This is a genomic window from Nguyenibacter sp. L1 (assembly GCF_035199985.1).
In the GTDB taxonomy this organism is placed as follows: Bacteria; Pseudomonadota; Alphaproteobacteria; order Acetobacterales; family Acetobacteraceae; genus Gluconacetobacter; species Gluconacetobacter vanlangensis.
In genome coordinates, this window is the sequence record NZ_CP127015.1 from 504,895 (window position 1) to 521,050 (window position 16,156).

At 68.2% G+C, this 16,156-nt stretch carries 12 protein-coding genes and 2 tRNA genes; 3 read left to right on the forward strand and 11 right to left on the reverse strand.

What is annotated here, in order from left to right; translation table 11 throughout:
- Positions 1–152: 152 nt before the first annotated feature.
- From bcsA to QN315_RS02315, 6 genes are all read right to left on the reverse strand, one after another.
- Positions 153–4,883, reverse strand: coding sequence for a UDP-forming cellulose synthase catalytic subunit (bcsA, locus tag QN315_RS02290; protein WP_323991326.1), 4,731 nt, complete (start codon positions 4,881–4,883; stop codon positions 153–155).
- Positions 4,853–5,137 (reverse strand): cellulose synthase operon protein YhjQ/BcsQ, encoded by a 285-nt coding sequence (locus QN315_RS02295; RefSeq protein WP_323991327.1) that lies wholly within the window; start codon positions 5,135–5,137, stop codon positions 4,853–4,855. The genes bcsA and QN315_RS02295 overlap by 31 nt, the downstream gene beginning before the upstream one ends.
- A 57-nt stretch (positions 5,138–5,194) precedes the next feature.
- Positions 5,195–5,638 carry a hypothetical protein gene (locus tag QN315_RS02300; RefSeq protein ID WP_323991328.1) on the reverse strand — a complete coding sequence of 148 codons (444 nt, stop codon included), beginning with the start codon at positions 5,636–5,638 and terminating at the stop codon, positions 5,195–5,197.
- 206 nt (positions 5,639–5,844) lie between these two features.
- The gene (locus QN315_RS02305) at positions 5,845–6,924 is read right to left on the reverse strand and encodes a glycosyl hydrolase family 8 (RefSeq protein ID WP_323991329.1); all 1,080 of its coding nucleotides are present in this window, start codon (positions 6,922–6,924) and stop codon (positions 5,845–5,847) included.
- Positions 6,925–7,124: 200 nt separating this feature from the next.
- Positions 7,125–7,200: transfer RNA gene (locus tag QN315_RS02310), tRNA-Glu, on the reverse strand.
- Positions 7,201–7,334: 134 nt separating this feature from the next.
- Complete coding sequence (locus QN315_RS02315; RefSeq protein ID WP_323991330.1) at positions 7,335–7,706, reverse strand: hypothetical protein; 372 nt, start codon at positions 7,704–7,706, stop codon at positions 7,335–7,337.
- Positions 7,707–7,768: 62 nt separating this feature from the next.
- Between QN315_RS02315 and QN315_RS02320 the strand changes: the two genes are divergently transcribed.
- Together QN315_RS02320 and rpoH are read left to right on the forward strand one after the other, a co-directional pair.
- Positions 7,769–8,755 (forward strand): RluA family pseudouridine synthase, encoded by a 987-nt coding sequence (locus tag QN315_RS02320; protein ID WP_323991331.1) that lies wholly within the window; start codon positions 7,769–7,771, stop codon positions 8,753–8,755.
- Between the two features lie 250 nt (positions 8,756–9,005).
- A complete protein-coding gene (gene rpoH, locus QN315_RS02325) occupies positions 9,006–9,893 on the forward strand; it encodes an RNA polymerase sigma factor RpoH (protein WP_176640868.1) in 888 nt (295 codons plus the stop codon).
- 39 nt (positions 9,894–9,932) lie between these two features.
- Here the strand turns inward: rpoH and QN315_RS02330 are convergent, their stop codons facing one another.
- The 5 genes from QN315_RS02330 to argC all read right to left on the reverse strand — a co-directional run bounded on the left by QN315_RS02330 (position 9,933) and on the right by argC (position 15,107).
- Positions 9,933–11,222 (reverse strand): adenylosuccinate synthase, encoded by a 1,290-nt coding sequence (locus QN315_RS02330; RefSeq protein WP_176640869.1) that lies wholly within the window; start codon positions 11,220–11,222, stop codon positions 9,933–9,935.
- A gap of 107 nt (positions 11,223–11,329) precedes the next feature.
- Complete coding sequence (locus QN315_RS02335) at positions 11,330–12,475, reverse strand: ATP phosphoribosyltransferase regulatory subunit (protein ID WP_323991332.1); 1,146 nt, start codon at positions 12,473–12,475, stop codon at positions 11,330–11,332.
- 61 nt (positions 12,476–12,536) lie between these two features.
- Complete coding sequence (locus QN315_RS02340) at positions 12,537–13,763, reverse strand: phosphoserine transaminase (RefSeq protein WP_323991333.1); 1,227 nt, start codon at positions 13,761–13,763, stop codon at positions 12,537–12,539.
- A gap of 18 nt (positions 13,764–13,781) precedes the next feature.
- Positions 13,782–13,865: transfer RNA gene (locus QN315_RS02345), tRNA-Leu, on the reverse strand.
- Between the two features lie 297 nt (positions 13,866–14,162).
- Positions 14,163–15,107 (reverse strand): N-acetyl-gamma-glutamyl-phosphate reductase, encoded by a 945-nt coding sequence (argC, locus tag QN315_RS02350; RefSeq protein WP_323991334.1) that lies wholly within the window; start codon positions 15,105–15,107, stop codon positions 14,163–14,165.
- 166 nt (positions 15,108–15,273) lie between these two features.
- On the opposite strand from argC, the gene mazG reads away from it, so the two are divergent.
- Positions 15,274–16,065 carry a nucleoside triphosphate pyrophosphohydrolase gene (gene mazG, locus QN315_RS02355; protein ID WP_323991336.1) on the forward strand — a complete coding sequence of 264 codons (792 nt, stop codon included), beginning with the start codon at positions 15,274–15,276 and terminating at the stop codon, positions 16,063–16,065.
- Positions 16,066–16,156 lie beyond the last annotated feature (91 nt).

Consider the following 16,156-nt stretch of genomic DNA (forward strand, 5'->3'; position numbering starts at 1 on the left):
ATTTGCGTCCTGGGCCCCTCTGTCCTGGGGCCTCCTATCCTGGGCCTCGGCACAAGGCGAGAGGACCGATCCGCCACCCCATAATCCGCCGCCCAACAGCAGGATGCGCAGGCCCGCCCGGGTGCGGCGGCCCCGGAAACTGCGGCACGGCCTCATCGTCCGCCTGCCCCGCTGGCGTCGAGATAGGCCTGCCGCCGTGCCGCGCGCAGGGACAACCCCTTGTTCAAGGCCAGGCCCGTCACCAGCGCGCCGAGAACCGACAGTACTATCACGCGGATCGGGTGTTCGCGCAGGACCCAGTCCGACCACAGCCACCAGGGCAGAGACCCGACCGTATAGGTCGCACCATTGCGCGACGCGACGATCTTGTCGCCGTCGACCACCGTCAGGTCGCCCTGCACGCCCTTCTGCAGGCTGGGATCCTGCAGGACATGGACCAGATCGTCGACGCCTTGCGGCGTGCCGCCCAGCATCAGGACCACCGATCGCCCCGCCGCATAGGGGGATTCGGTGCCGACCAGCGCGCCCCCGCCATTCAGCGGCAGCGACCCTTCCAGGGCGACCGTGCGTCCCTCATGCGACCGGCTTTCCGGAAAAGCATAGCGGATTCCATCGAGAATCGAACGCTGCGCCATCCGCAACCGGCCATTTTCCAGCCCATAGGGGGTGCCTGCCAGCAGGGACGCGACCAGATCATTGCCCGGCAGCGTATCCAGGACGATCAGGTCGTCATCGCGGACCGTCCCGACCTGCCCCGGGCCGACCACCGCGACGCGTTCCGCCGGATACCAGCTATAAGAGCCCAGCATTCCAATCAGATCCAGATAGGCCGTCAGGATTGCCGGGCCCGGCCGGGGCGGCAGGACCACCGCGGTCTGCGACAGATCCGCCATGCGGGTGAACGGAAAGCCGCTATTGGCGAAATAGGCCAGGTTGGGCAGCGTGGCGAAATGATAGGCGCGCCGGAAATCCAGGGTGGAATCCGGATCGATGCCGACCGAGATGTCCTGCGGCATCGCGCTGCAATCCCGGCGCATCGCCGGACGGCCGTCGAAATAGAATTTCAGCTCGTTCTGGCCATAGACGCCCCAGATCGGCAGCCTCGCCCGATCCTGAAGCACAGGCGACGTATCCGGAAAGAACCGGCTCAGCAGGCGCGGCAGGCGCTCGGGCGCGCGCCAGGAATAGCTGGCCAGATAGACGTCGTTCAGCGCCACGTCGACGCGGGACTGCCGCAGGTCGACGTCGCTTTCCAGCGGCGTCCGGATACGGAAATCGGCCTCGAACGGGCGGTCGCGCCACGTATACAGGTCCGGCGAGATACGGAACGGCACCGCCAGCGTGCCGGGCACGTAACCATGGCCTTGCAGCGCGCTCGAACTGACCAGTTCTCCGAAACGCACCACGCGATCGGTCGGCAGGAAAGCCGGCGCGTCATAAGGCCGGCGCGGTCCGACGGTCACCGGCGGGACGATCTGGCTGGAACCGGCGCCCAGCGATTCCGACATGAAGGCCAGCCCCCGCGCGGCGGCGGCCAGTTCCGCGTCGCTGCGCCCCGTCACCACCAGGATCGTCCCGAACGGGTCCGTGGGATTGCCGATTTCCACAAGGGTCGGCCCGGCGACGGAAACCGACCGGGCGATCGCGGGCGGCAGGTCGGCCGCCACACCGATGGCGACGGCATTTCCCGCCGACGGCACGTCGGTCGAGACCGGAAAGCTGACATGATGAAAATCGGCGATCTTGCCGAACCAGGACGCGATATCCGCCGCCGCCTTCAGGACCGCGACCGTGCGCGGCGACGCCATTTCCATCCGGTTCGGCAGCACGAACGGCACGACCGCCCGCTCATTCATCGCCGTATCGACGAAAGGCGCCGGCAACGCAGAGAGCATGCGGCGCGCGGGCAGCGGCACGGTCGTCACGCTGATCGCCGACTGCCCGGACATGTCGGCCCACAGCACGTCGCTGACCTGGTTGCCGCAGGTTTCGGTATATTGGCCGGCGAACGTGAAATTGAGCGTGTTCCGCGCCATGAAGAAGGCGGGATTGACCGGGAAGGTCAACGGACCGAATTCCGGATGATCGCGATTGACTGGGATGGTTCCGACATACTGGTCGTTCAGCCGGATCGTGACGCTGCTGCTCTGCGCCAGCAGCGACGGGGACAGCGCGCCCGTCAGCGTCAGATGCGCCGACGTCACGAGCTGGCTGGACGGGATGCCGAAATCCAGTCCCTGAATCGCGGCATAGGGCGTCATGTGCATCGCGGCCGGCGCGCCAAGCTGCCGCAGCGTCCAGGTGCGGGTCGACGCACCGGGCAAGGCGCCAGGCAAGGCCCCTGACAAGGGGCCGGGCGAGGCGTCGGGCAGGGTCCCGATCTGGGCCTCACCCTGCACCGCCGACGCAGCACCGGTGGCGCCGCGCGGTTTCGGCAGCGGCAAATCGTCCCCCGCATCCGCCGCCCCCACATCCGCCCCCACATCCGCCGGCACGGACGACGCGCCGGCCGGCGGCATGGTGTTCGCCGCCTGGGCCATGGCGGTCGAAGCCAGACCAAGCGCACTCAGCGCACCCAGCGCAACCATCATCGAATTCGTTTTGCGCGGCATCAACGTCACGACCTCCCGGCGCGTATCGCCGATCGATTGGCGCGCCCGCGCCCGCGCGGCGATCGCGCCTGGATGATGACGCGCACTGGCGGGCTTGTCGGCCGGCATGCCGATATTGCGGATGCTGCTGATCGCCATCCACAGGCTGCGCAGCGGCCGGTCGGGACTGTATTCATTCCAGTTGGTCCAGGCATCGGCGCGTCCGAAGACGAAACGGATGATCCGTGCCTCGTCGCGAATCGTCACGGGCTGCCATTCAAAGTTCATCACGCCGTTATGCACGCTCAGCACCCGCGCACGGACGGGGGCTTCGTGCGGGTCGGGAAACACGTCGATTTCGGCCGCCGCGTCGAACATCGCCGCATCCGCGGCATCCAGATGCAGCCGGCAGCCGCCGCGCGACACGTCGCTGGTCGTGCCACGGCAAAGCCGCCCATCCGCGCCCCGTACGGTCACGGGCAACGCGGCGGGAATACGCGCATTGCGCCGCAACTGCCGGGTTTCATGCCCCACGGTGATCGCGGCCAGGACGATGATCAGGCTGACCGAGATCCACGCTTCGTTCATCCACAGTGCATTGCGCGTGATCGCATCGTTCTGCATCGCGGCCAGGCGCCAGGCCCCCCACGCCATTCCCACCAGCAGAAAGCCGCCAAGAACGATGTTGGGATAGATCGCGCGCCAGTCCGTATAGGATTCCTCCAGGACGCCGCCCTTCTCGGTCACGTTGAACTTGCCATGCTTGGGGAACAGCATGGTCACGATCGTGACGCGGACGAGAAAGAGCGCCAGCGCAGTCTCATAGATCTCGCTCCAGAACGAATAGCGCCAGTTCTTCTGCACCCGGGCCGACGTCGCGATGGAATGAAAGAAATGCGGCAGGACATATGCGAATATCGCCTCGGGCGACGCGGCGATCAGGGTCTGGCTGAACAGAAGATAGGCAAGCGGCGAGGTCAGGAAGATCAGCCTGGGAATGGCGAAGAGAAATCCGGCCATCGCGGAAAAATAGCAGAGCCGCTGCGCCACCGTCAGGCCGGGACCGAAAAGCGGATTATCCACCCGAAGGATCTGCAGCATGCCCCGCGCCCAGCGCATGCGCTGCCCGACATGCAGGATCAGCCGTTCGGTCGACAGGCCGGCCGCAAGCGGCAGGCGCAGATACGCCGTCGACCAGCCCTTGCGCTGCAGCTTCAGCGCCGTGTGGCAATCCTCGGTCACCGTTTCGACGGCGATCCCGCCGATCTGCCGCAGCGCGGCGCGGCGCAGGACGGCACAGGACCCGCAGAAGAAGGTGGCGTTCCAGAAATCATTGCCGTCCTGCAACAGGCCATAGAACATGTTGCCTTCGGGCGGGACGCTGTGCCCCTTGGCCAGATTGCGCTGGAACGGATCGGGCGAATAGAAATGATGCGGCGTCTGCATCATCGCCAGTTCGGGATCGACCAGGAACCAGCCGACGGTCGCCTGCAGGAACGCCCGGACGGGCACGTGGTCGCAGTCGAAGATGACGATATATTCGCCTTCCGTCTGCTGCATCGCGTAATTGAGGTTGCCCGCCTTGGCGTGGGCATTGTCGGGACGCGTGATGTAACCGACCCCGACGAGACGGGCGAATTCCAGGAATTCCTGCCGGCGGCCGTCGTCGAGGATGTAGACGTTCAGCCGGTCGGCGGGCCAGTCCATCGCCATGCAGGCCAGCACGGTCATGCGGACGATGCTCAGGTCCTCGTTATAGGTCGGAATATAGACGTCGATACTGGGCCAGAGCGACAGATCCGCCGGCATCGGCACCGGCTTGCGCCCCAGCGGATGGATCGTCTGGAAATAGCTGAGCAGCAGCATCATCAGCGCATAGATTTCCGCCAGCCCCAGCGTGATGGCCAGCGCGGCCTGCACGGCGGAGCTGAAATCCAGCGTCTCGGTCACCCGCCAGGCCAGGTAGCGAAACGATACGACCAGCGAGAGGACCTGCAGAAACAGCGTGGCCCTGGCGCTGCGATGGCGATTGACGAAAAAGAACAGCAGGATGCCGATGGCCGCCACGATCAGTTGCGCATCGTCGGACAGCAGGGCCATGCTGGCCATCATCGCGGTCACGACGCCGAACAGGACGCAGCCGCCGAGAACGGCACGCCCGTACCGCCCCTCCGCCAGGCGGGCGAACGCGGCGCCCAGGAACGCGGCGCCCGGGGCAGCCAGTCGCGCCGCCGCGGCGCGGGGAAAGATGACCCGACGCATCAGCCGCCCACCATGGCCGTCGGCCGACATGCAATCACGGCCAGGTCGTGATGCGCCTGCGATCGCGGCGCATAGCTGGCGATCGGCTTCTGCGCCGCAAGAGCTTCACCAACATGTTCGTCACGATGCACGACACCCAGCAATCGCCGCCCCATCCGTTCCCCCAAACTGCGCGCGATCGCCGACCCCGGACGGGTCATCGGATCGAATTGATTAATGACGAAGATCTGGCGGGGGATGTCCGCGAACAGCGCGACGGACGTCGCGTCGTCTATCAAGGACATGAGACGATTCTCGAACTGAAGGGTCCCGCCATGGCCGACCGATGACCTGCCTGACGATCAGCGAAACATGCCGCGCAGCGTGCGCTCGGACCGATCGGGGACCGCCTCCCCGCGCAGGACGGCAAACATCTCCGACAGCCGCATGCGCCGGTTTTCCCCCGCATCCCCTGCCGCGACGGACCTGGCCGTCGCGTCATCCACCCGCCTCCGGTGCGCCGGATCGGGCGGAAACGCGGTGGCCATCGGCGCAGCCGGACGGGACGGCATGTCCAGCGGCACGGCGCCCTCGGCTGGCGCCCCGGAGGGCGCGAACGCTCCCGGCGGCGGCATCTCCGCGCCCGTCGCCGCCTCGGACCCGGCCGAGGCGAAGGACGGCGCAAGCGGGGCCAATCCGTCGTGCGGCAAGGCGGCTTCGATCGCCTCGGCCGGTATCTGATCCAGATTGCCGAAGGTCCGATAGGACAGATCGGGCTCGTTCACCGCCCGACGGAGGGCCGACACGTCCGCCCCCTCATCCGCCCCGGACAAAGCCGCGTTGTTCAACGGAAATTCCGAACCGAGCATCGCCCCCACCATCACCCCCAAGGCTCGGTGCGCTGCACGCCGCGAACGGAAGACAGCGCCCACGACCCGACCCACTCATTTTCGCATCTCTAACATGTGATGACGTTAGCGAAAAGATAACCGCGGAAACGGTCAAAAAACGATCAGAACATGCCGCCGTCGCGCTGCACGATGTCCGACGCCAGGCCATCCATCACCAGCGAGGCCAGCAGGGTCAGCGAGGCGGAGTAATAATCCGGGCTTTGCGCCATGGACGGAAAAGCCATGCTCCTGGTTCCGGGCATGTCCAGCAGCCCCGCCCCGATCCCGACCGCATAGAAACCCGGCGGTGCGTCATAGGGCGACCGTTCCCCGGTCTGCAGGTTCACCCAGGCCGGCATCGTCCCGCCCCAGCCGTTCCAGTAACGCTGGAAATCCGCCCGCAGGCCCGGGTCCAGCAACCCAGCCCATTGCAGATAAAGCGGCACCCTGACCGCATCATAGGAAAACCGCGCCGGCCGCCCCCGGGCGATCGCCGGCATGTCGATGCCCGGCGAGACCTGCATCCAGTCCGGGGGCAGGTTCCACCGCCCGAACCGCCCACGCCGGATCAGGTCCATCCCGTCGCGGATGACGTTTTGCCATACGCTGCGATCGTCCAGTTCCGTGGCCGCCATCAAGGAAGGCATGATGTAATAGGACGCGTTCACCAGGGCATGGTCGGGCCAGGCAAAACCATCGAGTCCCGGCAGCAGGACCGCACGCCTGCCGACCGTCACGACGACCCGCTTCCGCAGGGCCGCGTAAATGTCGCGGGCCGACGCCTCCAGTTCCGGGCGCCCCCACCGCCGCCCGGCCAGAACCAGGGCCAGCGCGATCAGCAGGTCGCCGTCGGTCGCGTTGTTCGTATCCGGCACATGGGGCGTCACGTTGGGCAGATAATGCCAGGCATGCAGTGCATCGCCCTGACGTTTCAGCGTTCGCTCGGTCCATGCGAACATGCGGTCGAACACGTCCTGGTCGTCGAAGGCCTGGGCGAACAGCATGCCATAGCCCTGCCCTTCGGAATGGGACTGCATGCCGTTTCCGCTATCGACGACGCGGCCGTCGGACGACACGTACCGCTGCTTGTAGAGTGACCAGTCAGAAGGCGCGGCCGCCTTCGCTTCCTTGCCCGGCACGCCGAGGCAGAGACCGCCCGCGGCGACCTGGAGCAGGCGACGCCTGGCCAGAAATGGAAACATGATGTCGAAGCCGCTCTGATCGGTTGCTCAAATAAGAGTGATGAAGCGGCATGCTACACACTGATCCGCCAGTCGCCTACCTCCGTCGCGGCAAAGAGGCGGCAAAGTGCCCGAATCAGGCCGTACCGACGCCGACAGAGGGATAATCCCGGCAGAAGCCGACGACTGGAAATCGCACTGAAATTGACATTGAAGATCCCTGGCGTCCCGTACGGGAATCGAACCCGTGTTACCGCCGTGAAAGGGCGGTGTCCTAGGCCGCTAGACGAACGGGACGCTGGACGAGGCAGCTTCTATGCCATCGCGGACCGGGACGCAACCCACCTTGAACAGAAATATTCACCGGATGATCATTTTCCCAAGAACGCCAAGATCCATTGAATCCAGTCCATTACGCGGCGGCCTTCACCTCACGGCGTCAGAACCAGCCGTGCTGCGACACGGGCATGGGCCAGATCCCACAGGATGACGCGGTCGGGCCCGCCCCCCGACAGCGAAACCGCCAGCAGCCCGTCGCCCTGGCGGGTCATGCCGGTAATGTGGGTGCCCGGCGGTTCGTTCAGCGTCAGTTGGCCATGGGGTCCTTCGAACGGCCACGCGGCGGCGAGGCCGGCGGCGGCATGATCGGCTTCCGGCAGGCCGGGCGCCGGATGGGGGTGGGAAATCCGGTGGACCAGCACCCCCACCAGCACCAGCGAGCCCACCACCAGCAACACGCCCATCCCGATGACCGCCGCAAGCAGCGCCCGCGATCCCGGGCCTTTCGACAATTGTACGTCCATGGTCCTGTTCCGTGTCCCCCGCCGTCATTTTCCCGGCGGCCAATTTCCGTTAAGAGCCGCGCATGACCGACGACACCTCCCACCTGCCGCCCCTCCCGCCCGGCCGCATCGCCGCCGGCGCCGGGGATGCCGGCCGGCGCACCGACCGTTTCCTGGCCGACAGGCTGGGCACGCTGTCGCGGTCCCGCGTCAAGGCGCTGATGGAAGCGGGGCACGTGCTGCGCGACGGCGCGGTCCTGCGCGATCCGGCCGATCCGGTCCGGGCCGGCCTGTGTTATGAAATAAGGGTGCCGCCCGCAATGCCCGCGACGCCGCAGGCACAGGCGATTCCCTTTACCGTGCTGTACGAGGATTCCGACCTGATCGTGCTGGACAAGCCGGCCGGCCTGGTGGTCCACCCCGCGCCGGGGAACGAGGACGGCACGCTGGTCAACGCGCTGCTGGCCCATTGCGGCGACAGCCTGACCGGCATCGGCGGCGAACGGCGGCCGGGCATCGTCCACCGCCTGGATAAGGACACGTCGGGCGTGATGGTGGTGGCCAAGACCGAAGCCGCGCACGCGGCGTTGTCCGAGGCATTCGCCGCCCGGGATATCGACCGCACTTATCTGGCGCTGGCCTGGGGCATGATGGCGCCGTCCAGCGGATCGTTCGAAGGCGCGATCGGCCGGGACAAGCGCGATCGCAAGCGCATGGCCCTGGTCGCCCATGGCGGCAAGCAGGCGCTGACCCATTACCGCACCCGGCAGAGCTTCCACGGCGCCGTCAGCCTGGTGGAATGCAGGCTGGCCACCGGCCGCACCCACCAGATCCGGGTGCATTTCGCCGCCCACGGCCATCCCCTGCTGGGCGACCCGGTCTATCTGCGACGGATTCCCGCCGCCGCGCGCGGCCTGCCCGAGCCCGCGCGGCGCGCCGCCCTGGACTTCCCGCGCCAGGCGCTGCACGCGGCGCGGCTGGGCTTCACCCACCCGGCGACCGGCCGGCCCCTGCTGTTCGAGACCGCGCCTCCGGACGATTTTCAGACACTTATCGCGAAGATTGCATAGTTTTAAGGCAATCGACAGGGAGGATTCCTTGACGCTCGGCCCGTCCCGACAGTAGGCTTCAATCTTCTCCGGCGGGTGACGCGACCGCCGGAATGGACGTCCCGTGTCGGCGCGGCCCATCGCGGGGGTGCCACACGGGGACGTAATGTCCAATCCACGCGTCATGCGGGACAAGTCAGGGAACCCTTTCACGGATGTGCCGTAGGACATCCAGGGCGCACCAGACCTCCCGGACAAAGGAGTCCGATCCATGGCCTCTTCCGTTCTGAATGTTGGTCCTGAATCCAACCTGTCAAGGTATCTTCAGGACATCCGCAAATTTCCCATGCTCTCGCCCGAGGAAGAACAGCGCCTGTCGCGACGCTGGAAGGACAAGGGCGATTCCGAAGCCGCGCACGCGCTCGTCACGTCGCATCTGCGCCTGGTCGCCAAGATCGCCATGGGCTATCGCGGCTACGGCCTGCCGCTGGGCGAACTGATCAGCGAAGGCAATATCGGCATGATGCAGGCGGTGCGCCGCTTCGATCCCGACCGGGGCTTCCGCCTGGCGACCTATGCCATGTGGTGGATCCGCGCCGCGATCCAGGAATATATCCTGCATAGCTGGTCGCTGGTGAAGATGGGCACCACGGCCGCGCAGAAGAAGCTGTTCTTCAACCTGCGGCGGCTGAAGGGCCAGATGCAGGCCATCGACGACGGCGACCTGAAGCCCGAGCAGGTCAACCAGATCGCCGCCTCGCTGGGCGTGCCCGAGCAGGACGTCATCAACATGAACCGCCGCCTGTCGGCGCCGGACCACAGCCTGAACGCCCCGCTGCGCGCCGACAGCGAAGGCGAATGGCAGGACTGGCTGGTCGACGAGCACGACAACCAGGAACAGACCCTGGCGGAAAGCGAGGAATTCAGCGGCCGCAAGGCCCTGCTGGACAATGCGCTGAAGACGCTGAACGTGCGCGAGCGGCATATCCTGACCGAGCGCCGCCTGAAGGACGAACCCGCGACGCTCGAGGAATTGTCCCACACCTACAATATCTCGCGTGAGCGGGTGCGCCAGATCGAGGTCCGGGCCTTCGAGAAGGTGCAGGCGGCGATGAAGGCCGAAGTCGACGCCCATCGCGAGGCGCTGCAGGCAGGCTGAAGCCAGAGGGAGGGGCCCCCCCTCCCGCCTGCCGCTCCGTCAGTTCTCGAACGGGTCGCGCACCAGGATCGTGTCGTCGCGTTCCGGACTGGTGGACAGCAGCGTGACCGGCGCTTCGACCAGTTCCTCGATCCGGCGGACATATTTGATCGCCTGAGCCGGCAGGTCGACCCACGACCGCGCGCCATAGGTCGTCTCGGTCCAGCCTTCCATCGTCTCATAGACCGGCTTGACCCGCGCCTGGGCCGACGGCGCGGACGGAAAGCTGCGGATGGTCCGGCCGTCCAGCTCATACCCCACGCAGATGCGGATCTCCGGCAGCCCGTCCAGCACGTCCAGCTTGGTCAGCGCCAGGCCGTTGACCCCGCCGACCCGCACCGCGCGCCGCACCAGCATCGCATCGAACCAACCGCAGCGGCGCGGCCGTCCGGTGACAGTGCCGAACTCGTGGCCGCGCTCGCCCAGGGTGCGGCCCGTCTCGTCATGCAGTTCGCTGGGGAACGGCCCCTCGCCCACCCGGGTCGCATAGGCCTTGGCGATCCCCAGCACGAATCCAACGCTGCCCGGGCCGACACCGCTGCCGGTGGCCGCGTTGGCGGCGATCGTGTTGGAACTGGTGACGAACGGATAGGTCCCGTGGTCGACATCCAGCATCACCGCCTGCGCACCCTCGAACAGCACGCGGCGGCCGGCCCGGCGCGCATCGTCCAGCAGGTCCCACACCGCCTCCATATAGGGCAGGATGCGCGGCGCCAGCCCGTTCAGGTGCGCCAGCAGCGCCTCCTTGGTAAAGGTCGCGGCGCCCAGCCCGGCCAGCAGCGTGTTGTGATGCAGCAGCAGCTCGTCCAGCTTCCAGTCCAGCGTCTCGGGCTCGGCCAGGTCGCACAGCCGGATCGCCCGGCGGGCCACCTTGTCCTCATAGGCCGGGCCGATGCCCCGGCCGGTGGTGCCGATCTTGCGCGCCCCGCGGGCTTCCTCGCGCGCCCGGTCGATCGCGGCATGCACCGGCAGGATCAGCGGCACGTTCTCGGCGATCCGCAGGGTCCGGGGCGACACGTCCAGCCCCTGGGCGGTCACGCGGTCGATCTCCGACAGCAGCGCCTCGGGGTCCACCACCACGCCGTTGCCGATCACCCCCATCTTGCCCCGCACCAGGCCCGAAGGCAGCAGCGACAGCTTATAGGTCTGGTTGCCGACCACCAGCGTATGGCCGGCATTGTGCCCGCCCTGGAAGCGGACGACGATATCGGCCCGGCTGGCCAGCCAGTCGACGATCTTTCCCTTACCCTCGTCACCCCACTGGGCGCCGATCACGGTGACGTTGGACATAAGGTGCTCCTTGTTCAAAGGCAGTGGGCTCAAGGCCAGTAGGATAGAGGCAGTGGGCAACGGGCGGCCGGCCGCAACGGCCGCGAAAGAGCGATCGGCGGGGCGTGTCAGTTCAGCGCCACGACGCCCCCGCCCGAGGCGATCAGCGCGCAATCCAGGCGCCGCCCCTCGGCGTCCGGATCGGCCACCTGGGCCAGGGCATCGACCGTCACATACCCCTCGGCCCGCAGCCGGGCCGCGAAAGCCGGGTCGGTGCCGGCGGGCAGAAACACCCGCACCCGCCCCGCGCGCGGCGGCGCGGCGCGCAGCAGGGCCTCGGGCCGCAGGGTCAGGCCGCAGGCCGGCTCGTCATTATTCGAGATATAGCGCCCGCCACGCCCCAGCTCGGCATGCTGGCCATGAGCATAGACGGTCATGCAGACGCCGGTATGGTAGCGCCAGCCCCGGAATTCGACCGGATCGACGGTCAGGCGGATCCCCGGCACCCGGGCCTCGATCGCCGCGACCGTCGCGGCCAGCCGGTCGCCCAGCGCGCGCACCGCCGGCGGCAGGCTCAGCGCGCCCAGCACCTCCAGCGCCCGCGCGGCCGGGCCGGCCGCGTGCAGCATGTCGGTCAGCACCGGCGCCAGCCCGCCGGCCAGCCGCGCCACCGCCGCCGAATCCTTGCGGTCCAGGGCGCGCATCAGCGCCTGCCGGTCGGCGGGGCCATAGCCGCCCTCGCCGATCAGCGCCGGCACCAGCGACGGCATCGTCAGGTCGAACGACACGCCCGGCACGCCCAGCACCGCCAGCCCTTCGGCGCCCAGGGCCACGATCTCGGCATCGGCCTGGGGCGAATCCGGGCCGATCAGCTCGATCCCCGCCTGGGAAATCTGCCGGTCGCTTTCCCGCGCGCCGCCGCCGGCCAGCACGCACGGACCGGCATAGGACAGGCGCAGCGGACGCGGCGCATCGGCCATCCGCGTCGCGGCGATGCGCGCGATCTGCGGCGTGATGTCCGGACGCAGCGCCATCATCCGCCTTGTGTCGGGGTCCATCAGGCGAAAGGCCTGCTCGGCCACCGCCGCCCCCGACCCGCTCAGCAGCGTGTCCTCGAACTCCAGCAGCGGCGGCCTGACGCGGCTATAGCCGTGGCTGGCGAAGACCCGCATCAGATCTTCCATGCCGGCGGCCTCGGCTTCGGCATCCGTCGGAAGCAGGTCGACAAAGCCTGCCGGCAGCAGGGCGGGATTGAAGGGCGGATCGTCCGTCATGCGCGCGCCTATATCATTGTCGCCGCCATTCGTCATGCCCGCAAAACGGGCAGGACGCCGATCAGGCGAATTCGGACCGCACCAGGGCCTCGGCCCAGTCCAGCCAGGGCATCAGCGCGCGCAGGTCGCCGGCCTCGACCGTGGCCCCGCCCCACAGGCGCAGGCCGGGCGGCGCGTCGCGATAGCTGCCGATATCCAGCGCGACGCCCTCATCCTCCAGCACCGCCGCCAGCCGCCTGGCCGCCTTGGCCTGGGCCGCCGCGTCCAGCGCGCGGAACCAGGGCGCCACGATGGTCAGGCAGATCGACGTGCTGGACCGCTCGGCCGGATTTTCGGCCAGAAACGCCGCCCAGCCGGATCGCGCGACCCACTCCGACACGACATCCAGGTTGGCCCGGCTGCGCGCGACCAGCGCCGGCAGGCCGCCGATGGACTCCGCCCAGCGCAGCCCGTCCAGCGCGTCCTCGACGCACAGCATCGACGGCGTGTTGATCGTGTCGCCGCGAAAGATCCCTTCGATCAGCCTGCCCTTCTCGGTCAGGCGGAAGATCTTGGGCAGGGGCCGCGGGGGCGGCATCTCCTCCAGCCGCCGCACGGCGCGCGGCGACAGGGCCAGCATGCCGTGCGCGGCTTCGCCGCCCAGGACCTTCTGCCAGGACCAGGTGACGACATCCAGCTTCTCCCACGGCAGGTCCATCGCGAACGCGGCCGAGGTCGCGTCGCAGATCACCAGCCCCTCGCGTTCGTCGGGGATGAAGGACCCGTCGGGAATGCGCACCCCCGACGTCGTGCCGTTCCATGCCAGCACCACGTCATGCGACCAGTCGATCCGCGCCAGATCCGGCAGCCTGCCGTACTCGGCCTGCAGCACCCGCGCCCCGGGCGCCTGCAACTGCGCCACGATGTCGTTGGCCCAGGTGGCCGAAAAACTCTCGAAGGACAGGACATCCACCGGGCGCCGGCCGACCAGCGACCACAGCACCATCTCGACCGCCCCGGTATCCGAGGCCGGCACGATCCCCAGCTTCCAGTCCGCCGGCATGCCCAACAGGGCGTGCGAACGGGTGATGACCTCGTTCAGCCGCGCCCGCCCCTCGGCCGCCCGATGCGACCGGCCCAGCAGCGCGCCGGACAGCGCGTCCAGCGACCAGCCCGGCCGCTTGGCGCACGGCCCCGAGGAAAAACAGGGATTACCGGGCCGCCGGCCCGGCCTGACGGCGGAATTGCCCGGGACGAGATCATCGGGGGCAAGATCATCCGGGGCGAGATTGGCAGGGAGAGAAGACATCATCCTGTCCGGAAACGGTGGTACGAGAGAGGGGACTCGAACCCCTATGCCTTGCGGCGGTCGATTTTGAGCCGACTACGTCTACCATTCCGTCACTCTCGCCTGCGGCGTTGCTTACCAGCAAATGGGCGAGCGTGGCAAATGGCGAACGGGCGATTCACCGGGCCCCGTGGCCCCGTGGCCCCGTGGCAAAGTGCGGGTAGCGTGGAAGCGCCACCGTGCTAGTCTGGGCGGCCCCTCTGTCGGGTGGCCTGCTCAATATAACACCCGGACTATGTCCAACGGTGAACGGGGAAACCTGTCCATCGTCGTGGAAATAGGCAGGACGTGATTTTAGCCCTGTTGAAACACGTTACGACCCGCCCGACGCCAGGCGGGTTGGGGAAAGGTCCGGCCGCGTCAGGCGGCGCGCGGCGCGGGCGACGCCAGGCCCAGCATCAGGGCGATATTCTGGATCGCCGCCCCCGACGCCCCCTTGCCCAGATTATCGAGTCGCGCGGTCAGCACCGCCTGGCGGCGCGATTCGTTGCAATGGACCCGCAACTCCATCAGGTCCGTGCCGGCCAGCGTATCGGCCGACAGCGTATCCTGGGCATCGGCCACGGCGATCCGGTCCGAACCGGCGAAATGATCCGCCAGCACCGCCCGCAGGTCCTCGCCCGTGACCCGGCCCGCCAGCATGTCGAGATGCAGCGGAATCGACACGATCATCCCCTGGGGGAAATGCCCCACCGAGGGCACGAACAGCGGCGTGCGCGTCAGGCCGGCATAGCGGGTCATTTCCGGCAGGTGCTTGTGGGCCAGGCCCAACCCGTACAGCTCGAATGCCGGGCCGTCATCATGCTCGTGCGCCTCGATCACCGCCCGGCCGCCGCCGCTATAGCCGCTGACCGCGTTGATGGTGACGGGAAAATCGGGCGCCATGATCCCCGCCCGCACCAGCGGGCGCAACAGCGCGATCGCCCCGGTCGGATAACATCCGGGGTTCGCGACATGCGACGACGCGGCGATCGCGGCCGCCTGCCCCGGGTCCATCTCCGGAAAGCCGTATGTCCAGCCCGGATCGACGCGAAAGGCCGTGCTGGCATCCAGCAGGCGCGGCGCGGCGCGCCCCTCCGCCCGGATCGCCTCGACCATGCCGGCCGCCTCCCGCGACGCCGCGTCGGGCAGGCACAGCACCACCAGGTCGACCGCGCACATCATGTCATAGCGCGCGCCGGCATCCTTGCGCAGCACGGGATCGATCGAACGCACCGTCACCGGCAGGGCGGCCAGGCGCTGGCGAATGCCCAGCCCCGTCGTGCCCGCCTCGCCGTCGATGAAGAGTGTCGCCTGCTCGCCCATGATCCGTCCGTTCCCGCTGCCCCGCCGTCCGGGGAGCGCGACTATAGTCCCGCCCTGCCCGCCCAGCCAGCCCGTCCGCTTCCCGCGGAAACTATGCCATTCTGTCCCAGGCCCGTAAGAATGCGCCAGGAACGCGCCGCCCGAATCTTCCGAAGGAACCCGCCCGATGCCCGACCCCGCCCACGCGATCGCCCGCCTGATCGAGATCATGGCCCGCCTGCGCGACCCGAAGGACGGATGCCCCTGGGACCGCGAACAGGATTTCGCCTCGATCGCCCCCTATGCGATCGAGGAAGCGTACGAGGTCGAGGACACGATCGCCCGCCAGGACTGGGCCGCCCTGCCCGACGAGCTGGGCGACCTGCTGCTGCAGGTGGTCTATCACGCGCGCATGGCCGAAGAAGCCGGATGGTTCGATTTCGCGACCGTGGCGACGATGATCGGCGACAAGATGATCCGCCGGCATCCCCACGTGTTCGGCGACGCGCCGGCCAGGCCCGGCCAATGGGAGGACGGCAAGGCGCAGGAAAGGCTGGCCCGGCGGGAATCCGGCACGCTGGACGGGATTCCGGCCGCCCTGCCCGCTTTGCTGCGGGCGCGCAAGCTCTCCGCCCGCGCCGCGCGGGTCGGCTTCGACTGGTCCACGGCGGACGAGGTCGCGCGCAAGGTCGATGAGGAAATCGCGGAACTGAAGGCCGAACTGCCGGGCGGCGACCGCGCGCGCCTCGCCGACGAGCTGGGCGACGTGCTGTTCACCCTGGCCAGCCTGGCGCGCAAGCTGGACCTGGACCCCGAGGCCTGCCTGCGGCACGCCAACGCCAAATTCACCCGCCGCTTCACCGCCATGGAGCAGGACCTCGCCCGCCAGGGCCTGGCCCCGGGCGACAGCAGCCTGGACCAGATGGAGGCCGGCTGGCAGGAGGTCAAGCGCCGCGAGCGGACCGCCCGATCCGAGTGACCCGCCCCGGACGGCCGGTTCTACCCGGCCGGTCCCGCCCGACCTCGGTCCGCCTGCCCGCTCCGCCTGTCCGGTCCGCCTGCCCGCTCCG

Bases quoted from the DNA above. Each gene is read 5' to 3' on its own strand.
- bcsA (WP_323991326.1), bottom strand. From the start codon at position 4,883: ATGTCGGCCGACGGCCATGGTGGGCGGCTGATGCGTCGGGTCATCTTT.
- QN315_RS02320 (WP_323991331.1), top strand. From the start codon at position 7,769: ATGACCGACGACACCTCCCACCTGCCGCCCCTCCCGCCCGGCCGCATC.
- QN315_RS02315 (WP_323991330.1), bottom strand. From the start codon at position 7,706: ATGGACGTACAATTGTCGAAAGGCCCGGGATCGCGGGCGCTGCTTGCG.
- QN315_RS02340 (WP_323991333.1), bottom strand. From the start codon at position 13,763: ATGTCTTCTCTCCCTGCCAATCTCGCCCCGGATGATCTTGCCCCCGAT.
- QN315_RS02295 (WP_323991327.1), bottom strand. From the start codon at position 5,137: ATGTCCTTGATAGACGACGCGACGTCCGTCGCGCTGTTCGCGGACATC.
- argC (WP_323991334.1), bottom strand. From the start codon at position 15,107: ATGGGCGAGCAGGCGACACTCTTCATCGACGGCGAGGCGGGCACGACG.
- rpoH (WP_176640868.1), top strand. From the start codon at position 9,006: ATGGCCTCTTCCGTTCTGAATGTTGGTCCTGAATCCAACCTGTCAAGG.
- QN315_RS02330 (WP_176640869.1), bottom strand. From the start codon at position 11,222: ATGTCCAACGTCACCGTGATCGGCGCCCAGTGGGGTGACGAGGGTAAG.
- QN315_RS02335 (WP_323991332.1), bottom strand. From the start codon at position 12,475: ATGACGGACGATCCGCCCTTCAATCCCGCCCTGCTGCCGGCAGGCTTT.
- QN315_RS02305 (WP_323991329.1), bottom strand. From the start codon at position 6,924: ATGTTTCCATTTCTGGCCAGGCGTCGCCTGCTCCAGGTCGCCGCGGGC.
- mazG (WP_323991336.1), top strand. From the start codon at position 15,274: ATGCCCGACCCCGCCCACGCGATCGCCCGCCTGATCGAGATCATGGCC.